The organism is Rufibacter sediminis (genome assembly GCF_014269285.1).
GTDB lineage: Bacteria > Bacteroidota > Bacteroidia > Cytophagales > Hymenobacteraceae > Nibribacter > Nibribacter sediminis.
The window spans coordinates 1-16,109 of sequence record NZ_JACOAF010000041.1 but is presented as its reverse complement, the minus strand read 5'-3'; the positions used below and the strand labels follow the sequence as shown (position 1 = coordinate 16,109).

The window sequence follows — 16,109 nt, the reverse complement described above, 5'->3', positions numbered from 1 at the left end:
TTTTAATCAATAGAGCTGAGTAGTTTGAAGTGCTTATTACGCTAATTCAGTTGGTATGAGTTTTCGGGAAACAATCTTAAATGAGGCGTTGGTCATCTTTGAGCAGAAAGGGATTGAGGCTATTTCTACTGAAGAACTGTTGGAACTGTTGGACATCTCCCGGGGAACGCTGCACGGAATAGCCGCTACCAAACGAGATCTGGTACAGCACTGCATCAACCACTCCCTAAAAGTACGCCAGGCCGAGGTGGAGCAAACCATGGCCGCCACCAATCACCCGCTGGAAGCTTTCCTGCAACTGCTACAGCTGAGCGTGGAGGAAGTACGGTCTTTCTGCCCGGCGTTTGTGCAGGACCTGCGCGACTATTACCCGCGTTCCTGGGCCCGGCTGGAGCTGTTCATGCGCGCGCTTTCCCGTGATTACCTGCAGCCCCTGCTGGAGGAATGCATCGCGGCGGGTTACCTGCAGCAAGACCTTCCGCCGGAGATGGTGGTCCGGCTGTTTCTGAACCAATTGCAGGGGCTTTTGAATCCGCAGCTTTTCCCGGCTTCGGCTTTCGATTACCAGCAGTTGTTTAAAATAGTAGTGGTGTACCACTTGCGGGGGTGCGCCACGCCGCTGGGTCAGGCCCAGATTGAGGCCTATACCTATAAAGCAATGATGGCCTAACATTCCGCAAATCTTCTACTTTTGCACAGCCGGGTTTCCTGCCAGGGAATTGCGGCTGTTTTTGTATGTACCAGGGAGGTGGATTTCCTCTCGCCTAGCGCTTGTTTCAATGAATCTTTCAACCAAGGTCTTTGCCGGCTTCGTTCTCATCTCGTTTCTCTTCACCTCGGTGGCCATTGTGAACTACCAGCTGTCAGAAGATGTGATCGCCAACTCCACCTTCGTCACCGACTCCCAGAACATCACCCGTACCTCGGCTTCGCTGCAACGGAGCATCATTGACATGGAAACCGGGATGCGGGGGTACCTGCTCACCGGCAACCGGACGTTCCTGGACCCTTATTTCTCCGCCGAGGCCCTGCTCCCCGACCAGTTCAACCTTCTGCGGGCGTACATGCAGGATAAACCAGAGCAGCTGCGGCGCATCAAACAGATTGAAGACCTCCACAAGAAATGGCGGCATGAGTTTGCGGAGCTCCTCATCACCGAGAAAGACAAGGAAAACGCCGAAGGTAAACTGAACCGGGGTGTTTCTACGCTGGAACATGGCTTCCTGGTGCTGAACGAAGAAGGGAAGCGCCTCACCGACCAAATGCGGATTTACTTCAAGGACTTCAACAGCATTGAATACAAGGTGCGGGAGGCCCGCAAAGGCCGCCTGGAGGAAAGTATTGAGAATACCCGCCGCATCTCTACCACGCTCACCATCATCTCGGTGCTGCTGGGTCTGGGCTGGGCCTACTACATCACCCGCCTCATTTCCCGCCGCATCATGAAAATGGTGAACCTGGCAGACCGCATCTCGCACGGCGAGTACAAAACCCAGATTGAGGACGACGCCAATGATGAACTCTCCCGCCTCACCGATTCCCTCAACCGGATGGCCGCCACCATTGACAGCACCTTCACCGAGTTGGACAGCAAAAACAAGGAACTGGACCAGTTTGCCTACGTGGTGTCCCATGACCTGAAAGCTCCGCTGCGGGGCATTGAGAACGCCTCCCGCTGGGTGGAGGAAGACATGGGCAAAGAGTTGCCGCCGCATATTCAGGAATACCTGCTCATGATGCGCGTACGGGTGCACCGCATGGAAAACCTCATCAACGGAATTCTGGCCCTGGCGCGCATTGGTCGTTCCAACCTGGAGGAGAACATGGTAGACGTGCAGGCGCTGCTGTATGAAATCATTGACATGCTTAACCCGCCGGCCGGTTTCCAGATCCATATTCCTAAGCGCTTGCCGCTGGTGCAGGCCGCCAAAGTAGAATTGCAGCAAGTTTTTTCCAACCTCATCAGCAACGCCATCAAGTACCACCACAACACCACGGGCAACGTGACCATTGACTACCAGCTGCTGGAAGACATGCATGAATTCTCAGTGATAGATGACGGCCCCGGCATTGAAAAAGAGTACCACGACCGCATTTTTGTGCTTTTTCAGACCCTACAGGAGCGCGATGCCGTAGAGAGTACGGGAGTGGGGCTGGCCATCGTGAAGAAGATTATCGAGCAACGCGGAGGCACCATCCGCGTCACCTCTACCTTGGGCAAAGGATCGGCTTTTACCTTCACCTGGCCGGTGCATGTTTTGGAAGAGGCCTGATTACCTCCTATCTTTGACGTTTATCAATAGCAAAAAGAGTAACTATGAGTGAATTGCAACCAAGTATTTTGTTAGTGGAAGACGATTACCTTGATGCCATGAGTGTGGAACGGGAGCTCCGGAAAATCAAGGTGATGGTGCCGCTACACAAAGCTAAAAACGGACGCGAGGCCTTGGCCATGCTCCGGGGGGAGCCGGGCACACCCAAGTTAGACCCACTGCCAACGATCATCTTGCTGGACATCAACATGCCCAAAATGAACGGGATTGAGTTCCTGAAGGAGCTGCGCCAAGACCCGTTTCTCTCCCACATCAGCGTGTTTATCATGACCACCTCCAACGAAGATTCTGACCGGTTCGCCGCGCAGAGCCTGAACGTGAACGGGTACATCGTGAAACCCCTCACCTTTGACACCTTCAATGACGGAGCTTCCAGCCTGGACAGCTTCAGCCTTTTCCTGGACCTCCTGAAATTAAAACCCCAATAACCGTTTCAAACACCTCTACAAAGCGGCGAGGCGTTTTGAGCCCGATTTCAGAGAATCGGCTTCAAAACGCCTCGCTTTTTTCTTATCCACCAAGGCCTTGCCTGTTCACCAGTGTTTTAAAATCCGCTTTAGTATTTGATTTCCTGGTTCAAGTTTTCAACTTAAACGGGAGCGGGTAGCCAAATTAGAAACCCGGCCCAGATTACCTACCAACGCAGGTCGTTACAACGTTTCCGCTACCAAAGCTTGCTCCGGGTCTGCCAGTAATTTAAAGGTCATGCGGTGATAGGGCGTGGTCCCGTGCTCCTGGATGGCTTTCCGGTGGACTTTGGTGGGGTAGCCCGCGTTCTGCTCCCATTTGTAGTGCGGGAACGCCGCTCCCAAGGCGCACATCACCTCATCGCGGTGAGTTTTGGCTAAGATGGAAGCCGCCGCGATGTGGAAAAACCGGCTATCGCCTTTCACCATGCAGGCGTGGGGCACCTCTTTGTAAGGCGTGAACCGGTTTCCATCCACCAGCAGGTATTCCGGCGAGATGTTCAGCAGGTCGGTGGCGCGGTGCATGGCCAGGAAGGAGGCGTTCAGGATGTTGATAGCGTCAATCTCGGGCGCGCTCACCTCTGCCACGGCCCAATGGAGCGCCTCCCGGCAGATTTCCTCCCGGAGCTGTTCCCGCTGTTTGGCCGTCAGTAATTTTGAATCGGTGAGGAGCGGGTGAAAATAATCGGGCGGCAGCACGACGGCGCCTGCCACTACGGGCCCGGCCAGACAGCCTCGCCCGGCTTCATCCAATCCCACTTCCAGAAGTTTACCGCTATAGTTGGCAAGGAGCATGGTGTATCATTTTATCAATTTCTACTACAAAACAGGCGAAAAAGGCAAATATTTCCCAGACAGTATCGCACTTTTTAGATATATCTCATTAAATTAAGCGGCCCGTTGCCGGAAGTTCATCCTTCAACAGACCATTTCCTTTCATTTCCCTGCTTTCTACCTAACACCAAAACAACAAACTATGCATCCACAGAGCCAGACGCCGCATGAAATCCTGGAAAGTCCTGATTTTAAAAAACTAGTCAAAAAACGCTGGACGGTTTCGCTGGTTCTCACGTTCACCATGCTGGTGGTCTACTTTGGCTTTCTGCTGGTGGTGGCGTTCAACAAGCAGGTGCTGGCCACCAGAATTGGGGAGTACACCACGCTGGCCATTCCGGTAGGGTTGGGAATTATCCTGTTTGCCTGGGTTTTAACGGGCATCTATGTCTTCTGGGCCAACAGTGACTATGACACATCGGTTCAGAACCTGAAAAACAAAATCTCCTAGTCTCCCCTTCTCTCCCACTAAAGACTTTACCAACAATATGTTGTCTCTCCTGCTTCAGGCTAGTCCGGCTACCTCCACGCTGGGCACGGCCAATCCGGTTTCCATTGGCATGTTCTTTCTGTTTGTGGCCGTCACGCTCTACATCACCTACTGGGCCGCCAAGAAAACCAAAACCGGCTCTGAGTTCTACGCGGCGGGCCGCAGCATCTCGGGGTTCCAGAACGGCCTGGCCCTGGCCGGCGATTACATGAGTGCCGCCTCGTTTCTGGGTATTGCCGGCATGGTGGCCACCAAAGGCTATGACGGCCTGATCTACTCCATCGGGTTTCTGGTGGGCTGGCCGCTCATTATGTTTCTGATTGCCGAGCCGCTCCGTAACCTGGGCAAGTACACTTTCGCTGACGTGGTGGCGTTCCGGCTGCGGCAGCGCCCCATCCGGATTGTCTCGTCCGTGGGTTCGCTTCTGACCATTGCCTTTTACCTGATTGCCCAGATGGTAGGCGCGGGTGGCCTCATCAAAACCCTTTTCGGGCTGGATTATGAGATTGCCGTAGTGGTGGTGGGCTGCGTGATGACACTGTATGTGCTGTTTGGCGGCATGATTGCCACTACCTGGGTGCAGATCATCAAAGCGGTCTTGCTGTTGAGCGGAGCCACCGTGCTGGTGCTGCTGTCGCTGGCGAAGTTCGGGTTTAGTCCGGGTAATTTGCTGGAGGCGGTGAGCACCCAGTACGGGCAGGAAATGCTGGCCCCTGGCGGTTACATCACCAATCCGTTTGATGCGCTTTCGCTGGGGCTGGCCCTCATGCTAGGCACGGCCGGTCTGCCGCACATTTTGATGCGCTTTTATACCGTACCCGATGCCAAAGCGGCCCGTAAATCGGTGTTCGTGGCCACGGGGTTCATCGGGTATTTCTATCTATTAACGTTTTTGATCGGGTTCTCGGCGATGGCGCTGGTGGGCAAACCGGCCATTGAGGGCATTGACAAAGGCGGCAACATGGCTGCCCTGCTTTTGGCCGAGCAAACCGGCGGCACGGCGTTTCTGGGCTTTATTGCGGCGGTGGCGTTCGCCACTATTCTGGCCGTAGTGGCCGGCTTGACCTTATCCGGGGCTTCCAGCATCTCGCATGACCTGTACGTGCACGTGTTCAAAAACGGAGTTTCCAACGAGAAAGGCGAAATGAAAGTAGCCAAGCGTGCCACCATTGCGCTGGGTATTCTATCCATCTTGCTGGGGCTGGTGTTCAAAGGACAGAACGTAGCCTTCATGGTAGGGCTGGCCTTCTCCATCGCGGCCAGCGCCAACTTTCCGGCTTTGCTCATGTCCATCATCTGGAAGCGGTTCACCACGCAGGGAGCGGTCTGGAGCATCGCCACAGGCGCCGTTCTTTCATTGGTTTTGATTGTGTTGAGCCCCACCATCATGGTCGACATCATGGGCTATGACGAGGCAATCTTCCCGCTGAAGAACCCGGCCTTGGTTTCTATGTCCGGGGCGTTTCTGGTGGGGATTGTGGTCTCGCTGCTCAAGCCCGAGGCCTCGGCGGCGCTTAAATTTGAGTCTGAGAAACTGCGGACCTACCTGGGCGTAGGCGCTGAGTAATCTGGCAAACAGCCAACCGCGTTTGGGGGCTCTTTTCTGAAAACTGGCTTCAAAACGCGGTTGGCTGTTTTTTATATGAACCTGTACTTTCACCCACTTTTCAGAAAATCGGGCTTAAAACGAGGGGCAATTCGCCACAAATCGCGTGATTTCTTGGCTGCCTCGGCAGAATACCTATATTTAGGCCCCAAACCCTACGAAACAAACAAAATGGATTACCGCATAAAATCATTTGAGGAGTACCAGGAGACCTACCGGAAAAGCGTGGAGCAGCCCGAGGAGTTCTGGGCCGGCATCGCCGAGAACTTCACCTGGCGCCAGAAATGGGACAAGGTGCTGGACTGGAACTTTGAGGAGCCCAACGTAAAGTGGTTTGTCAACGGCAAACTGAACATCACCGAGAACTGCCTGGACCGTCATTTGGAGAAACGGGGCAATAAACTCGCCCTCATCTGGGAACCCAACGACCCAAAAGAGCGCTACATCCGGTTCACCTACCGCGAGCTGCACGAGAAAGTCTGCCAGATGGCCAATATTCTCAAGCGCAACGGCGTGCAGAAAGGCGACCGCGTGTGCATTTACATGCCCATGATTCCGGAGCTGGCGTTCAGTGTGCTGGCCTGCGCCCGCATTGGCGCGGTACACTCCGTGATTTTCGCCGGATTCTCCCATACCGCCATGGCCGACCGCATCAACGATGCCCAGGCCAAAGTGGTGTTGACCTCAGACGGACTGAACCGCGGCTCCAAGCAGATTCCGGTGAAGCGGGTGGTAGACGAAGCCGTAGCCGATTGCCCCAGCGTAGAGAAAGTGATTGTGGTGGAGCGCCTGGGCTGGGCTGTGAACATGGTGGAAGGCCGCGATGTGTGGTACCACGAGGAACTGCAACACGTAGACAAGAACTGCCCCGCCGAGGAGATGGACTCGGAGGACCTGCTCTTCATCCTGTACACCTCGGGCTCCACCGGAACCCCCAAAGGCGTGGTCCACACCTGCGGCGGCTACATGGTCTACACCGATTATACCTTCCGGAACGTTTTCCAGTACGACGAAAGCGACATCTACTGGTGCACCGCCGACATTGGCTGGATCACCGGTCACTCTTACTTACTATACGGTCCGCTCTTGTCCGGGGCCACTACCCTGATGTTTGAGGGTGTGCCTACCTTCCCGGACCCCGGCCGTTTCTGGCAGGTCATTGACAAATTTGGGGTGAACATCTTCTACACCGCCCCTACCGCCATCCGCTCGCTCATGGGCGCCGGCCTGGACCACGTGCTCTCCTACAGCCTTGATTCCCTGAAAGTACTGGGCTCAGTGGGCGAACCCATCAACGAGGAGGCCTGGCACTGGTACCACATTCACGTGGGCAAAGAACGCTGCCCGGTGGTAGATACCTGGTGGCAAACCGAGACGGGCGGCATCATGCTCACCTCTCTGGCCGGGGTCACGCCCATGAAACCCAGCCACGCCGGCTTCGCGTTGCCCGGTATTCAGCCGCTGCTGGTAGACCAGAACGGCGATGAAATCACGGCGAACGAAGTGGAAGGCTACCTCTGCATGAAGTTTCCGTGGCCGGGCATCATCAGAACCACCTACGGCGACCACGAACGTTGCCGCCAGAGCTACTTCAGCACGTACAAAGGCTTGTATTTCACCGGCGATGGGGCCAAACGCGATGCCGATGGCCTGTGGCGCATCATTGGGCGCGTAGACGACGTGATCAACGTATCGGGGCACCGCTTCGGCACCGCCGAAATTGAGAACGCCATCAACCAGAACCGGCACATTGTGGAGAGCGCCGTGGTGGGGTATCCGCATGACGTGAAAGGCCAGGGCATTTACGCGTTCGTGGTCTGCGGCGAGGAAGCCCCATCTAACCCGGAGAACCTGCGGGCCGAGGTGATTGAAACGGTGGTGGACCAGATCGGAAAAATCGCGAAGCCCGACAAAATTCAGATTGTGAGCGGCCTGCCCAAAACCCGATCCGGCAAGATCATGCGCCGTATCCTCCGCAAAGTGGCCGAGGGCGACACCTCCAACTTAGGCGATACCAGCACGCTGCTGGACCCACCCATTGTAGACGAGATCATTCAGGGGGCTTTATAGCCCCCTTTTTTATTTCCGCCCATAAAGCTGCGGGGGCGAATTATCTTCTACCAGAGGCAAGAGTCTTGCGGGAAGGCATCAACCTTTTGGCGAAGGAGTAGTAAGCAATAGAACTGTTCCTCAGTTAATCAGGGGCAATCTTTTATCTCTAACTTCCTTACACCATGAAATTAGACATTCAGCACGACGAAGAGGCGCAGCAGTTCACGGCCCTGTTGGAAAATGAAGACATTGGGGAACTCGCCTATGCGCTGCCCGACGACGAGACCATAGATTTTCAGCACACCTACCTGGAAGAAGAATACCGCGGCAAAGGGCTAGCCGATCAGCTCATCAAACACGGAATTGACTATGCCACGTCCAAAGGCCTGGAGGTACGCGCCTCCTGCCCGGCGGTAGCGAAGTACCTGGAGCGGCACCCTTTATAGAGTTGGCAACTGCATCTGAGACACGCAGCAGCGGAGTTTGTAAGGTAAAAACAGGCAAGGCAGGAGAATCTCCTGCCTTGCCTGTTTTAGGGCTGTTTTGCTTAAAACACCCTTAAAACGAAAAAGAGCCTGCGCCGGGCACAGACTCTTTTCTCTACAAACAAACCTAAGTTCTTAGTTACGCTTTTGGAATTTTCAATTGCCAGCCTACTTCAATAAGGTTAGGGTCTTTGATTTTATCCAAATTGGCCTGATGGATTTTATGCCATTGGGAGGCATCGCCGTAGAAGTTCTTCGCAATCTTAGAAAGTGAATCGCCGCTTTTCACGGTATAGGTGTCCTGGGCGGCTGCCTGCGGAGCGGCCACGGGCTGGGCAGCAACAGGCTTGGGGGCGGCGGGTTGAGCCACTGGTTTCTGAACCGGCTTCTCCTCTCCCTTCTTTAGAAAATCAAAAAGTCCCATAGTTGTATTTTTTGGTTAGAGGTCCTATTACAATTTAAGTATCCCACTGGGGTACAGGATAATTCTTACGCGCCCGTTCCAGATAGGTTTGTTTATTTTAATAGAACTGTCCGTAAAAACCCACGTATGAAAAACCGTGTTTGGCTGCGGCCAATACGTAGACACCTGAACCTAAACGTACAACTATGAAAATGAAAATTGCATCTCCGGCCACTCGTCTGTTCACCCTGGTTTGCCTTGTTTGGTTAAGCGCCTTCACCTTCAGCTGTAATAAAAAGGCTGAAACCGGCGGAGACTCGCAGATGATTTCCGGCACCACCAGCAAAACCTGGAAAGCCAGCAAAGAAACCACGGCCTCCGGTGACAAAGACAAACTCACCTCGGCTGAGAAACAGGAACAGATTCAGTTCTTCGCCAACGGTAACTTCACCCAGACCTCAGAAACGGCCTCAGCCAACGGAACCTGGACCTACAGTGCGCCCAACAAGACCCTGAGCCTGACCTACGCCAACAACAACGTAAGCGAAAACTTCACCGTGGCGGAGTTAGATGACGATGACATGAAACTTCAGGCCCCGGACGGTTCTACCCTCACCCTGAAAGTGGAATAAGGGGATTTCCCTTTGAAGAGAAAGCCCACTCAAAGCTATTTGGGTGGGCTCTTTTTTGCCCTTCCCCTACTCTGGTAACGCTCCCTTTCCCGGCGCTGATTTGCGCACGAATTCTCAAAAACGTATCATTAACGCAGCAAGCCACTCTTTACCCATGAAATTCCGTCTGCACCTGTTTGAGTTGGAAGACCAGCCCTGGTTCCCGCATGTGGTGCGGCAGGGCATGATGGACGTGCTACGGGTCATGATCACGGCGCTGGGCATCTACAAACCCATTGTGCCGCTGCTGCAAAAGGCGTTGACCCACACCCGGAAAACACACCTGGTGGACCTCTGCTCCGGCGCGGGCGGCGGCATACAGCAGGTGTGGCGGGAACTGGAGAAGCAGAGCGGCCAGAAGATTTCCATCACCCTCACCGATAAATTCCCCAACCTGGAGGCGTACCAGTACCTGGCAAACCAAAGCCACGGCGCGCTTCAATTTTCCCCGGAGCCCGTGGATGCCACCGCCGTACCAGATACCGTGGAAGGGTTCAGGACGGTTTTCTCGGCTTTTCACCATTTCAGGCCCGAAACGGCCACCGCCATCCTCGCCGATGCCGTGCGGCAGAACCAGGGCATTGGGGTGTTTGAGGGCGCCGGTAAACGCTGGCACGAGCTGCTGCTGGTCTGGTTCGTGTTCCCATGGGTCATTCTCTTGATCACGCCGTTCATCCGGCCCTTTACCTGGAGCCGCCTTTTTTTCACGTACCTGGTGCCGCTCATCCCGCTGGGTACCGTCTGGGACGGCACGGTTTCCCTGCTGCGCCTGTACACCCCGGAACACCTGCAAAAGATGGTCGATTCGCTGAACGCGCCGCATTATACCTGGCACATCGGGCGAGCCCGGCACTGGAGCGGCACCGGCGTTTTGTATTTAGTAGGCTATCCCTCGTAAACTTGCGGTATGAACTCATCCTGGTCTGATGCCTGGCGTTTGCTCCGCATCCCGTTTTCTTTGTTTCTGATGCCCATTTTCTGGTTTGCGGTGAGCGCCGCCCCAGAGATTTCTGCGGGCCGGACCGTAGCCGTTTTCCTGATTCTGCACCTGCTGGTGTACCCCGCCAGCAACGGCTACAACTCCTATTATGACCGCGACGAAGGCAGCATTGGCGGCCTCAAGCACCCGCCCAAAGTCACCCAGTCGCTTTATTGGCTTGTGCTCCTTTTTGACGTATTGGCGTTGGTACTTTCTCTATTGCTTTCCTGGACGTTTGCGGCCATGGTGCTGCTGTATCTGCTGGTTTCCAAAGCGTACAGCTACAAGGGCATCCGGCTCAAGAAATATCCCATCCTGAGCACGTTGGTGGTGGTGATTTTCCAGGGGGCCTTCACGTTTGTCATGGTGCAAGTGGGCACCGGCTTAAACCAAAGCAAGATCCTCAGCACGAACAACCTGTTGCTGGCGCTGGTGAGTTCTTTGTTTCTGTGTGGCTCCTATCCGCTGACCCAAGTCTACCAGCACGAGGAAGATGCCCGCCGCGGCGATGAAACCCTGAGTCTGAAACTGGGCTTATGGGGCACCTTTTTGTTTGCGGCCGGCAGTTTACTTCTGGCTACGGCCGTGCTCTTTTACACTTATTGGCTGCGGGGAGAGCTGCTGCACGGCCTCCTCTTTCTGCTGGGCACCGGCCCGGTGGTGGCCGTATTCAGCCGATGGCTCTGGAACGTAAAGCAAGACCCGGCCGCCGCCAATTTTGAGAACACCATGCGCATGAACAAGGTCTCGTCGCTGAGCATGAGCTTTGCCTTCGGGCTGATTCTGCTGTGGCAGCTCTGGGAAACCGCCTGACGGCAGAACTATGGCACGCCCCACACGTACATCGTTTTTAGGCCAATTCTCTGAAAACATGTCAAAAATAACCTGGGTAGTGGTGCTGGCCTTCTTGTTCAGTTGCCAATCTTCATCGTCTGAAGAAGCTACGACTTCCGTTTCATCCAACGCCCCCGCTTCCTCAGAAAAGGAAAGCCTTCGTGAAGAAAGCAAAGAACCGGTACAGCACATTGTGCAACGTACGCACCTGTTCTCCTCTCAACAGCAGCCCGATTTTTTCCGGCTGGCCCTGCACGGCAACTCCATTGCCCAGGGAAAGGTAGAATTCACCATCACCACCCACGACGGACAGAAAATCTACGAGGAGAACTTCCCGGCCGCTGATCTGGAAGCCAGCATGGTGTACGAGATGCAAACGGATTCGCCCACGGTCTCCGAGCGCGAGGCCTACATCATCAAACGGATGGACGGCTTCGTGGAAAACAAAGACTTCGTTTCACCCGCCATTGCGCCCAATGCCCCCGTGCAGGCCTCCTTCGTGAATGAAACCACCTGGAACCGCATCAAAGCCAACCCCAAAGCCATCGGGTTCAAGTACCTGCGGGGCAAGGAAGACGGCAGGCTCCTGGTCTATGACCCCGAGCAAAAGAAAGTAGTCCGGTACGGCAGTTTTGGCGGGTAGCAGGATTTACCACCCCACCCTTCGGGCACCCCTCCTACATTAGGAGGGGAGCTGTAGGTTGCTACCGCTTTACCGCCTACTCAAACGACCTCGTAGCGTCTGGACGACCTATGAGTGTCTAGGCCAACAGCCGTTTTAAGCCCATTTTCATAAAACAAGCCCCAGAACAAAGAAGGCCCTGCAGAAAAAATCTCCGGGGCCTCCTTGTGTCATACCAACTAGTTACCAGTCTAGCCTTTCCTTCAGATTCCTGCTGCCCCTGTTATTCACGGCTGGCGCGAGTTTGCAACTCGTGCCTCCAGATAACGGGTAGTCTCCAGACTACCCTCGCGGCGTTGCCGCGAAAACACGCATAGCTTCAGCTGTAGTGGAGATGTACTGTGACTTAGCGGACTGTACGTCACCGAAGCAAACCTAAACCACGAGAAAGAAACTACCCATAGCTCATGGTTCCCGGCGAGTCTGGAGACTCGCATCATCCAAAGTCACGAGACTGAAGTCTCGCGCCAGCATGAAATGTAACAGAGGCGTTTTGGGCCTTATTTCCTGAAAGCAGGCGAAATACAGAATTCCAATAAAACCAAGAAGGCCCCGCAGAAATCTGCGGGGCCTTCTTGGTTTGACGCTGAATCTAACATCCAGCATCTATCATCTAATATCTATCAGACTAGCTGTTCATGGAGATCAGGAACTCGTCGTTGTCTTTGGTGCCCTTCATGCGGTCTTTCAGGAACTCCATGGCTTCCACGGAATTCATGTCGGACATAAACTTACGCAGGATCCAAACACGGCTGAGTTCGTCGCGGTCCATGAGCAGGTCCTCGCGGCGGGTACCGGAAGCCGGAACGTCGATGGCTGGGTACACGCGCTTGTTGGCGAGCTTCCGATCCAGCTGAAGCTCCATGTTACCGGTTCCTTTGAATTCTTCGAAGATCACCTCGTCCATTTTAGAGCCGGTGTCAATCAGAGCCGTGGCGATGATGGTCAACGAGCCGCCGTTCTCCACGTTACGGGCCGCCCCGAAGAAACGCTTGGGTTTGTGCAACGCGTTGGCGTCTACCCCACCCGATAGGATTTTACCGGAAGAAGGAACCACGGTGTTATAAGCCCGGGCCAGACGAGTGATAGAATCCAGTAGAATTACCACATCGTGGCCGCACTCTACCATGCGCTTGGCTTTGTCCAGTACAATGCTGGAGATCTTCACGTGGCGCTCGGCTTGCTCGTCAAAGGTAGAGGCAATTACCTCGGCTTTCACGCTGCGGGCCATGTCCGTTACCTCCTCGGGGCGCTCATCGATCAACAGGATCATGAGGTACACCTCGGGGTGGTTCTCGGTGATGGCATTGGCTATCTCCTTCAGCAACACGGTTTTACCGGTCTTCGGCTGGGCCACAATCAAACCACGCTGTCCTTTCCCGATGGGGGCGAACAGGTCCATGATACGGGTTGAGTATTGGCTGGAGCGGGTGGTCAGTTTCAGGCGCTCTTCCGGGAAAAGAGGCGTTAAATGCTGGAACGGAATCCGGTCACGAATCTCTTCGGTGGTACGGCCGTTCACGGAGTCTACCTTCAGCAAGGCGAAATACTTCTCGCCTTCTTTGGGTGCGCGCACGGTGCCTTTCACGCTGTCGCCGGTTTTCAGACCGAATAATTTGATCTGCGACGGCGACACGTAGATATCATCTGGGCTGGCCAGGTAATGGTAGTGCGCTGAGCGCAGGAAACCGTACCCGTCCTGCATCAGTTCCAGCACGCCCTCATTGGCGATCACCCCATCAAACTCACGCATGTTGTTGGCGTTGTTCTGGTTCTGCTGGGGCCGGTTCTGGTTGGGGTTTTGGTTGGGCTCCCGCCGATTCTGCCAGTTGGGGTTGTTCTCGCGGGGCTCGCGGTTATTGTTGTTATTCTCTCTTGGCTCACGCTGTTCTCTGGGCTCACGCGGAGCTTGCTGCTCCCGAGGCTCACGTGGCTGGAAATCTCTTGGTTGCTGGTCTCTGCTCTGCTGTTCCCGGGGCTGGGCTTGCTCTCTGGGCTCACGGGGCGCTTGTTCCCGCATCTCTCTTGGCTCACGCTGTTCACGCGGCTGGAATTCACGGGGCTGCATCCGGCTTTCGCGGGGCTCAGGACGATTCTCGCGGGGCTGGGCTTCGGGGCGGGCCATTTCTCTGGTCTCGCGTCCGTCTTCACGCAGCGCCTGCGGTATGCGGGTTCTCTCCTCGCGCACGGCAGGCGCAGCGCGCTCTGCTCTGGCGGGGCGTTCCGCAGGAGTAGTAGTGGTGTTGGTTCTGGCCGGACGACGGGCTGGTGCCGGAGCCGGGGCTTCCTGTTGTACTGACGCCGCCACCGCATTCTCTTCTACGGGTGCTGCTACCGGGGCCGGGGCTTCTGCCACTACCGCCTCAGGGGCAGGTGCTTCTGCAACCGCCGCATCAGCTTGTTCGTCTGCCTTCCGTGACGATTTTTTATATTTTTTGGGGAGATTCTCAAGGGGGGTAACGGCTTGCTGATCCAGGATTTTGTAGATCAGGTCTTGCTTGCTAAGCTTCTTGAAGTTCGTGACGCCGAGGTTCTCAGCAATCTCTTTGAGTTCTGAAAGAAGAGAATCTTTCAACTCGTCAATGTTGTACATAAATAGAATGAATTAGCTATTCGGTTTAAATGCATAGCAGTTGCAGAGCGCAACGGGCAGACGGATAAAAACAGGAAAAAGTTGGTGTGTAAGACGTAATGAAGAACCCGGATGACGGTCGTTCAGAAAATGTACTGCAATGTTAGACAGCCTTGTTCTAATTTACAAGCAATACGAGAAAATTAATATATAAAGTTACACAAATTTTTATAAAAGATCGCCCATTGCCTCAGCCTATCCAAAATATTCTAATTTTGCGTACAGATAACCAGACGCACCATGTTACAGATACCCGTTTTACGCGAGCAAACCGATCTTGTTCTTGCTGGCTTGCAGAAAAGAAACTTTCCCAACGCCGCCCAGGAAATACAGGCTTTGCTGGACCTGGACCAGAAGCGCCGCTCACTGCAAACCGAGCGTGACGAGCTCCTGGGCCGTGCCAACGCGCTGGCCAAAGAAATAGGCGGCCTCATGAAAAGTGGTCAGAAAGACCAGGCCGAGGCCCTGAAAGCCGAAACCGCCGAGCTGAAATCCCGCACCAAAACCCTGGACGAGGAAGTGCAGCACCTGGAGCACGCCCTGCAGCAGGGACTCTACAAAGTGCCCAACATTCCGCATAGCAGCGTACCGGCCGGCCGTTCCGCCGAGGACAACGAAGTGGTGCTGGAGCATGGTTCTATCCCACAACTGCCCGAAGGTGCCCAACCGCACTGGGAGCTCATCAAGCAGTATGACATCATTGACTTTGAGCTGGGCATCAAAATCACCGGCGCAGGGTTTCCCGTGTACAAAGGCCAGGGTGCCCGTTTGCAGCGCGCCCTCATCAACTTCTTCCTGGACGAGGCCATGAAAGCCGGGTACACCGAGGTGCAGCCGCCCATTGTGGTGAACGAAGCCTCGGGCTACGGCACCGGCCAGCTCCCCGACAAAGAAGGGCAGATGTACCACGCCACCGCCGACAACCTCTACCTGATCCCCACCGCCGAGGTGCCCATCACCAACCTCTACCGCGACGAGATCATCGCCGAGGGCAAACTTCCCATCAAGCACGTGGGCTACACGCCTTGTTTCCGCCGTGAGGCCGGTTCCTGGGGGGCCGATGTGCGCGGCCTCAACCGCCTGCACCAATTTGACAAAGTAGAGATTGTGCAGATTCAGGCCCCGGAAAAATCCTATGAGGCTTTAGAGGACATGAGCCAGTACATCCAGGGCCTGCTCCAGAAACTGGAACTGCCTTACCGCGTGCTCCGGCTCTGCGGCGGCGACATGGGCTTCACCTCGGCCCTTACCTATGACATGGAAGTGTTCTCTGCGGCCCAGGGCCGATGGCTGGAAGTAAGCTCCGTCTCTAACTTTGAAACCTACCAGGCCAATCGGTTGAAACTGCGCCAGCGTACCGAGGGCGGAAAACCCCAACTACTGCACACCCTGAACGGCAGCGCCCTGGCCTTGCCCCGCATTGTAGCCGCCTTGCTGGAGAACAACCAGACCCCTGATGGCATTAAATTACCCAAGGCGTTGCACTCCTATCTCGGCTTTGAGATGATCACCAAGTAAGGAGTTTTCTTCTTACTATTTGAAAAGCGTTTCAGGCTTGTTTTAGGGCGCGTTGACAATTGTAGAATTATTTTTCCTGGCAGTTGTTAGAGTATCAAAAAGCCTATGCGTCGTTATGAGATC

Annotated in this window: 15 protein-coding genes; 12 read left to right on the top strand and 3 right to left on the bottom strand. The window is 54.8% G+C overall.

What is annotated here, in order from left to right; genetic code table 11:
- Positions 1-55 precede the first annotated feature (55 nt).
- From H7U12_RS16230 to H7U12_RS16220, 3 genes are all read left to right on the top strand, one after another.
- Positions 56-670 carry a TetR/AcrR family transcriptional regulator gene (locus H7U12_RS16230; RefSeq protein WP_186639929.1) on the top strand — a complete coding sequence of 205 codons (615 nt, stop codon included), beginning with the start codon at positions 56-58 and terminating at the stop codon, positions 668-670.
- 109 nt (positions 671-779) lie between these two features.
- A complete protein-coding gene (locus H7U12_RS16225) occupies positions 780-2,273 on the top strand; it encodes a sensor histidine kinase (protein WP_186639927.1) in 1,494 nt (497 codons plus the stop codon).
- A 44-nt stretch (positions 2,274-2,317) separates the two neighbouring features.
- Entirely contained in the window at positions 2,318-2,761 is a 444-nt protein-coding gene (locus H7U12_RS16220; protein WP_186639925.1) for a response regulator, read from the top strand.
- A gap of 222 nt (positions 2,762-2,983) precedes the next feature.
- On the opposite strand, the gene H7U12_RS16215 is transcribed toward H7U12_RS16220, so the two are convergent.
- Positions 2,984-3,595, bottom strand: coding sequence for a ribonuclease HII (locus tag H7U12_RS16215; protein ID WP_186639923.1), 612 nt, complete (start codon positions 3,593-3,595; stop codon positions 2,984-2,986).
- A 181-nt stretch (positions 3,596-3,776) separates the two neighbouring features.
- On the opposite strand from H7U12_RS16215, the gene H7U12_RS16210 reads away from it, so the two are divergent.
- From H7U12_RS16210 to H7U12_RS16195, 4 genes are all read left to right on the top strand, one after another.
- Complete coding sequence (locus H7U12_RS16210; protein WP_186639921.1) at positions 3,777-4,085, top strand: DUF485 domain-containing protein; 309 nt, start codon at positions 3,777-3,779, stop codon at positions 4,083-4,085.
- 37 nt (positions 4,086-4,122) lie between these two features.
- Positions 4,123-5,691 carry a sodium:solute symporter family transporter gene (locus H7U12_RS16205; protein WP_186639918.1) on the top strand — a complete coding sequence of 523 codons (1,569 nt, stop codon included), beginning with the start codon at positions 4,123-4,125 and terminating at the stop codon, positions 5,689-5,691.
- Between the two features lie 210 nt (positions 5,692-5,901).
- Positions 5,902-7,800, top strand: a complete 1,899-nt coding sequence (gene acs, locus H7U12_RS16200; protein ID WP_186639916.1) for an acetate--CoA ligase — start codon at positions 5,902-5,904, stop codon at positions 7,798-7,800.
- A 164-nt stretch (positions 7,801-7,964) separates the two neighbouring features.
- Positions 7,965-8,228, top strand: coding sequence for a GNAT family N-acetyltransferase (locus H7U12_RS16195; protein WP_186639914.1), 264 nt, complete (start codon positions 7,965-7,967; stop codon positions 8,226-8,228).
- 178 nt (positions 8,229-8,406) lie between these two features.
- Here H7U12_RS16195 and H7U12_RS16190 read toward each other — a convergent pair whose 3' ends face one another.
- Entirely contained in the window at positions 8,407-8,691 is a 285-nt protein-coding gene (locus tag H7U12_RS16190; RefSeq protein WP_186639912.1) for a LysM peptidoglycan-binding domain-containing protein, read from the bottom strand.
- Positions 8,692-8,882: 191 nt separating this feature from the next.
- Here H7U12_RS16190 and H7U12_RS16185 point away from each other — a divergent pair, with 191 nt between their 5' ends.
- The 4 genes from H7U12_RS16185 (at position 8,883) to H7U12_RS16170 (ending at position 11,797) form a co-directional block, all read left to right on the top strand.
- Complete coding sequence (locus tag H7U12_RS16185; RefSeq protein WP_186639910.1) at positions 8,883-9,302, top strand: lipocalin family protein; 420 nt, start codon at positions 8,883-8,885, stop codon at positions 9,300-9,302.
- 154 nt (positions 9,303-9,456) lie between these two features.
- Positions 9,457-10,239 carry a class I SAM-dependent methyltransferase gene (locus H7U12_RS16180; RefSeq protein ID WP_186639908.1) on the top strand — a complete coding sequence of 261 codons (783 nt, stop codon included), beginning with the start codon at positions 9,457-9,459 and terminating at the stop codon, positions 10,237-10,239.
- A 9-nt stretch (positions 10,240-10,248) separates the two neighbouring features.
- Positions 10,249-11,133 carry a UbiA family prenyltransferase gene (locus tag H7U12_RS16175; protein ID WP_186639906.1) on the top strand — a complete coding sequence of 295 codons (885 nt, stop codon included), beginning with the start codon at positions 10,249-10,251 and terminating at the stop codon, positions 11,131-11,133.
- A 58-nt stretch (positions 11,134-11,191) separates the two neighbouring features.
- Positions 11,192-11,797, top strand: a complete 606-nt coding sequence (locus tag H7U12_RS16170; RefSeq protein WP_186639904.1) for a hypothetical protein — start codon at positions 11,192-11,194, stop codon at positions 11,795-11,797.
- 667 nt (positions 11,798-12,464) lie between these two features.
- Here the strand turns inward: H7U12_RS16170 and rho are convergent.
- Positions 12,465-14,429: a transcription termination factor Rho gene (gene rho / locus H7U12_RS16165; protein WP_186639902.1), complete on the bottom strand. Its 1,965-nt coding sequence runs from the start codon at positions 14,427-14,429 to the stop codon at positions 12,465-12,467.
- A 279-nt stretch (positions 14,430-14,708) separates the two neighbouring features.
- On the opposite strand from rho, the gene serS reads away from it, so the two are divergent.
- Positions 14,709-15,986 (top strand): serine--tRNA ligase, encoded by a 1,278-nt coding sequence (gene serS / locus H7U12_RS16160; RefSeq protein ID WP_186639900.1) that lies wholly within the window; start codon positions 14,709-14,711, stop codon positions 15,984-15,986.
- Positions 15,987-16,109: the final 123 nt, after the last annotated feature.

What these genes read in the sequence shown, in the direction of transcription:
- H7U12_RS16190 (WP_186639912.1), bottom strand. Translation starts at nt 8,691, where the DNA reads ATGGGACTTTTTGATTTTCTAAAGAAGGGAGAGGAGAAGCCGGTTCAG.
- H7U12_RS16185 (WP_186639910.1), top strand. Translation starts at nt 8,883, where the DNA reads ATGAAAATTGCATCTCCGGCCACTCGTCTGTTCACCCTGGTTTGCCTT.
- H7U12_RS16220 (WP_186639925.1), top strand. Translation starts at nt 2,318, where the DNA reads ATGAGTGAATTGCAACCAAGTATTTTGTTAGTGGAAGACGATTACCTT.
- H7U12_RS16205 (WP_186639918.1), top strand. Translation starts at nt 4,123, where the DNA reads ATGTTGTCTCTCCTGCTTCAGGCTAGTCCGGCTACCTCCACGCTGGGC.
- H7U12_RS16180 (WP_186639908.1), top strand. Translation starts at nt 9,457, where the DNA reads ATGAAATTCCGTCTGCACCTGTTTGAGTTGGAAGACCAGCCCTGGTTC.
- H7U12_RS16215 (WP_186639923.1), bottom strand. Translation starts at nt 3,595, where the DNA reads ATGCTCCTTGCCAACTATAGCGGTAAACTTCTGGAAGTGGGATTGGAT.
- H7U12_RS16230 (WP_186639929.1), top strand. Translation starts at nt 56, where the DNA reads ATGAGTTTTCGGGAAACAATCTTAAATGAGGCGTTGGTCATCTTTGAG.
- H7U12_RS16175 (WP_186639906.1), top strand. Translation starts at nt 10,249, where the DNA reads ATGAACTCATCCTGGTCTGATGCCTGGCGTTTGCTCCGCATCCCGTTT.
- acs (WP_186639916.1), top strand. Translation starts at nt 5,902, where the DNA reads ATGGATTACCGCATAAAATCATTTGAGGAGTACCAGGAGACCTACCGG.
- rho (WP_186639902.1), bottom strand. Translation starts at nt 14,429, where the DNA reads ATGTACAACATTGACGAGTTGAAAGATTCTCTTCTTTCAGAACTCAAA.
- serS (WP_186639900.1), top strand. Translation starts at nt 14,709, where the DNA reads ATGTTACAGATACCCGTTTTACGCGAGCAAACCGATCTTGTTCTTGCT.
- H7U12_RS16170 (WP_186639904.1), top strand. Translation starts at nt 11,192, where the DNA reads ATGTCAAAAATAACCTGGGTAGTGGTGCTGGCCTTCTTGTTCAGTTGC.
- H7U12_RS16225 (WP_186639927.1), top strand. Translation starts at nt 780, where the DNA reads ATGAATCTTTCAACCAAGGTCTTTGCCGGCTTCGTTCTCATCTCGTTT.
- H7U12_RS16210 (WP_186639921.1), top strand. Translation starts at nt 3,777, where the DNA reads ATGCATCCACAGAGCCAGACGCCGCATGAAATCCTGGAAAGTCCTGAT.
- H7U12_RS16195 (WP_186639914.1), top strand. Translation starts at nt 7,965, where the DNA reads ATGAAATTAGACATTCAGCACGACGAAGAGGCGCAGCAGTTCACGGCC.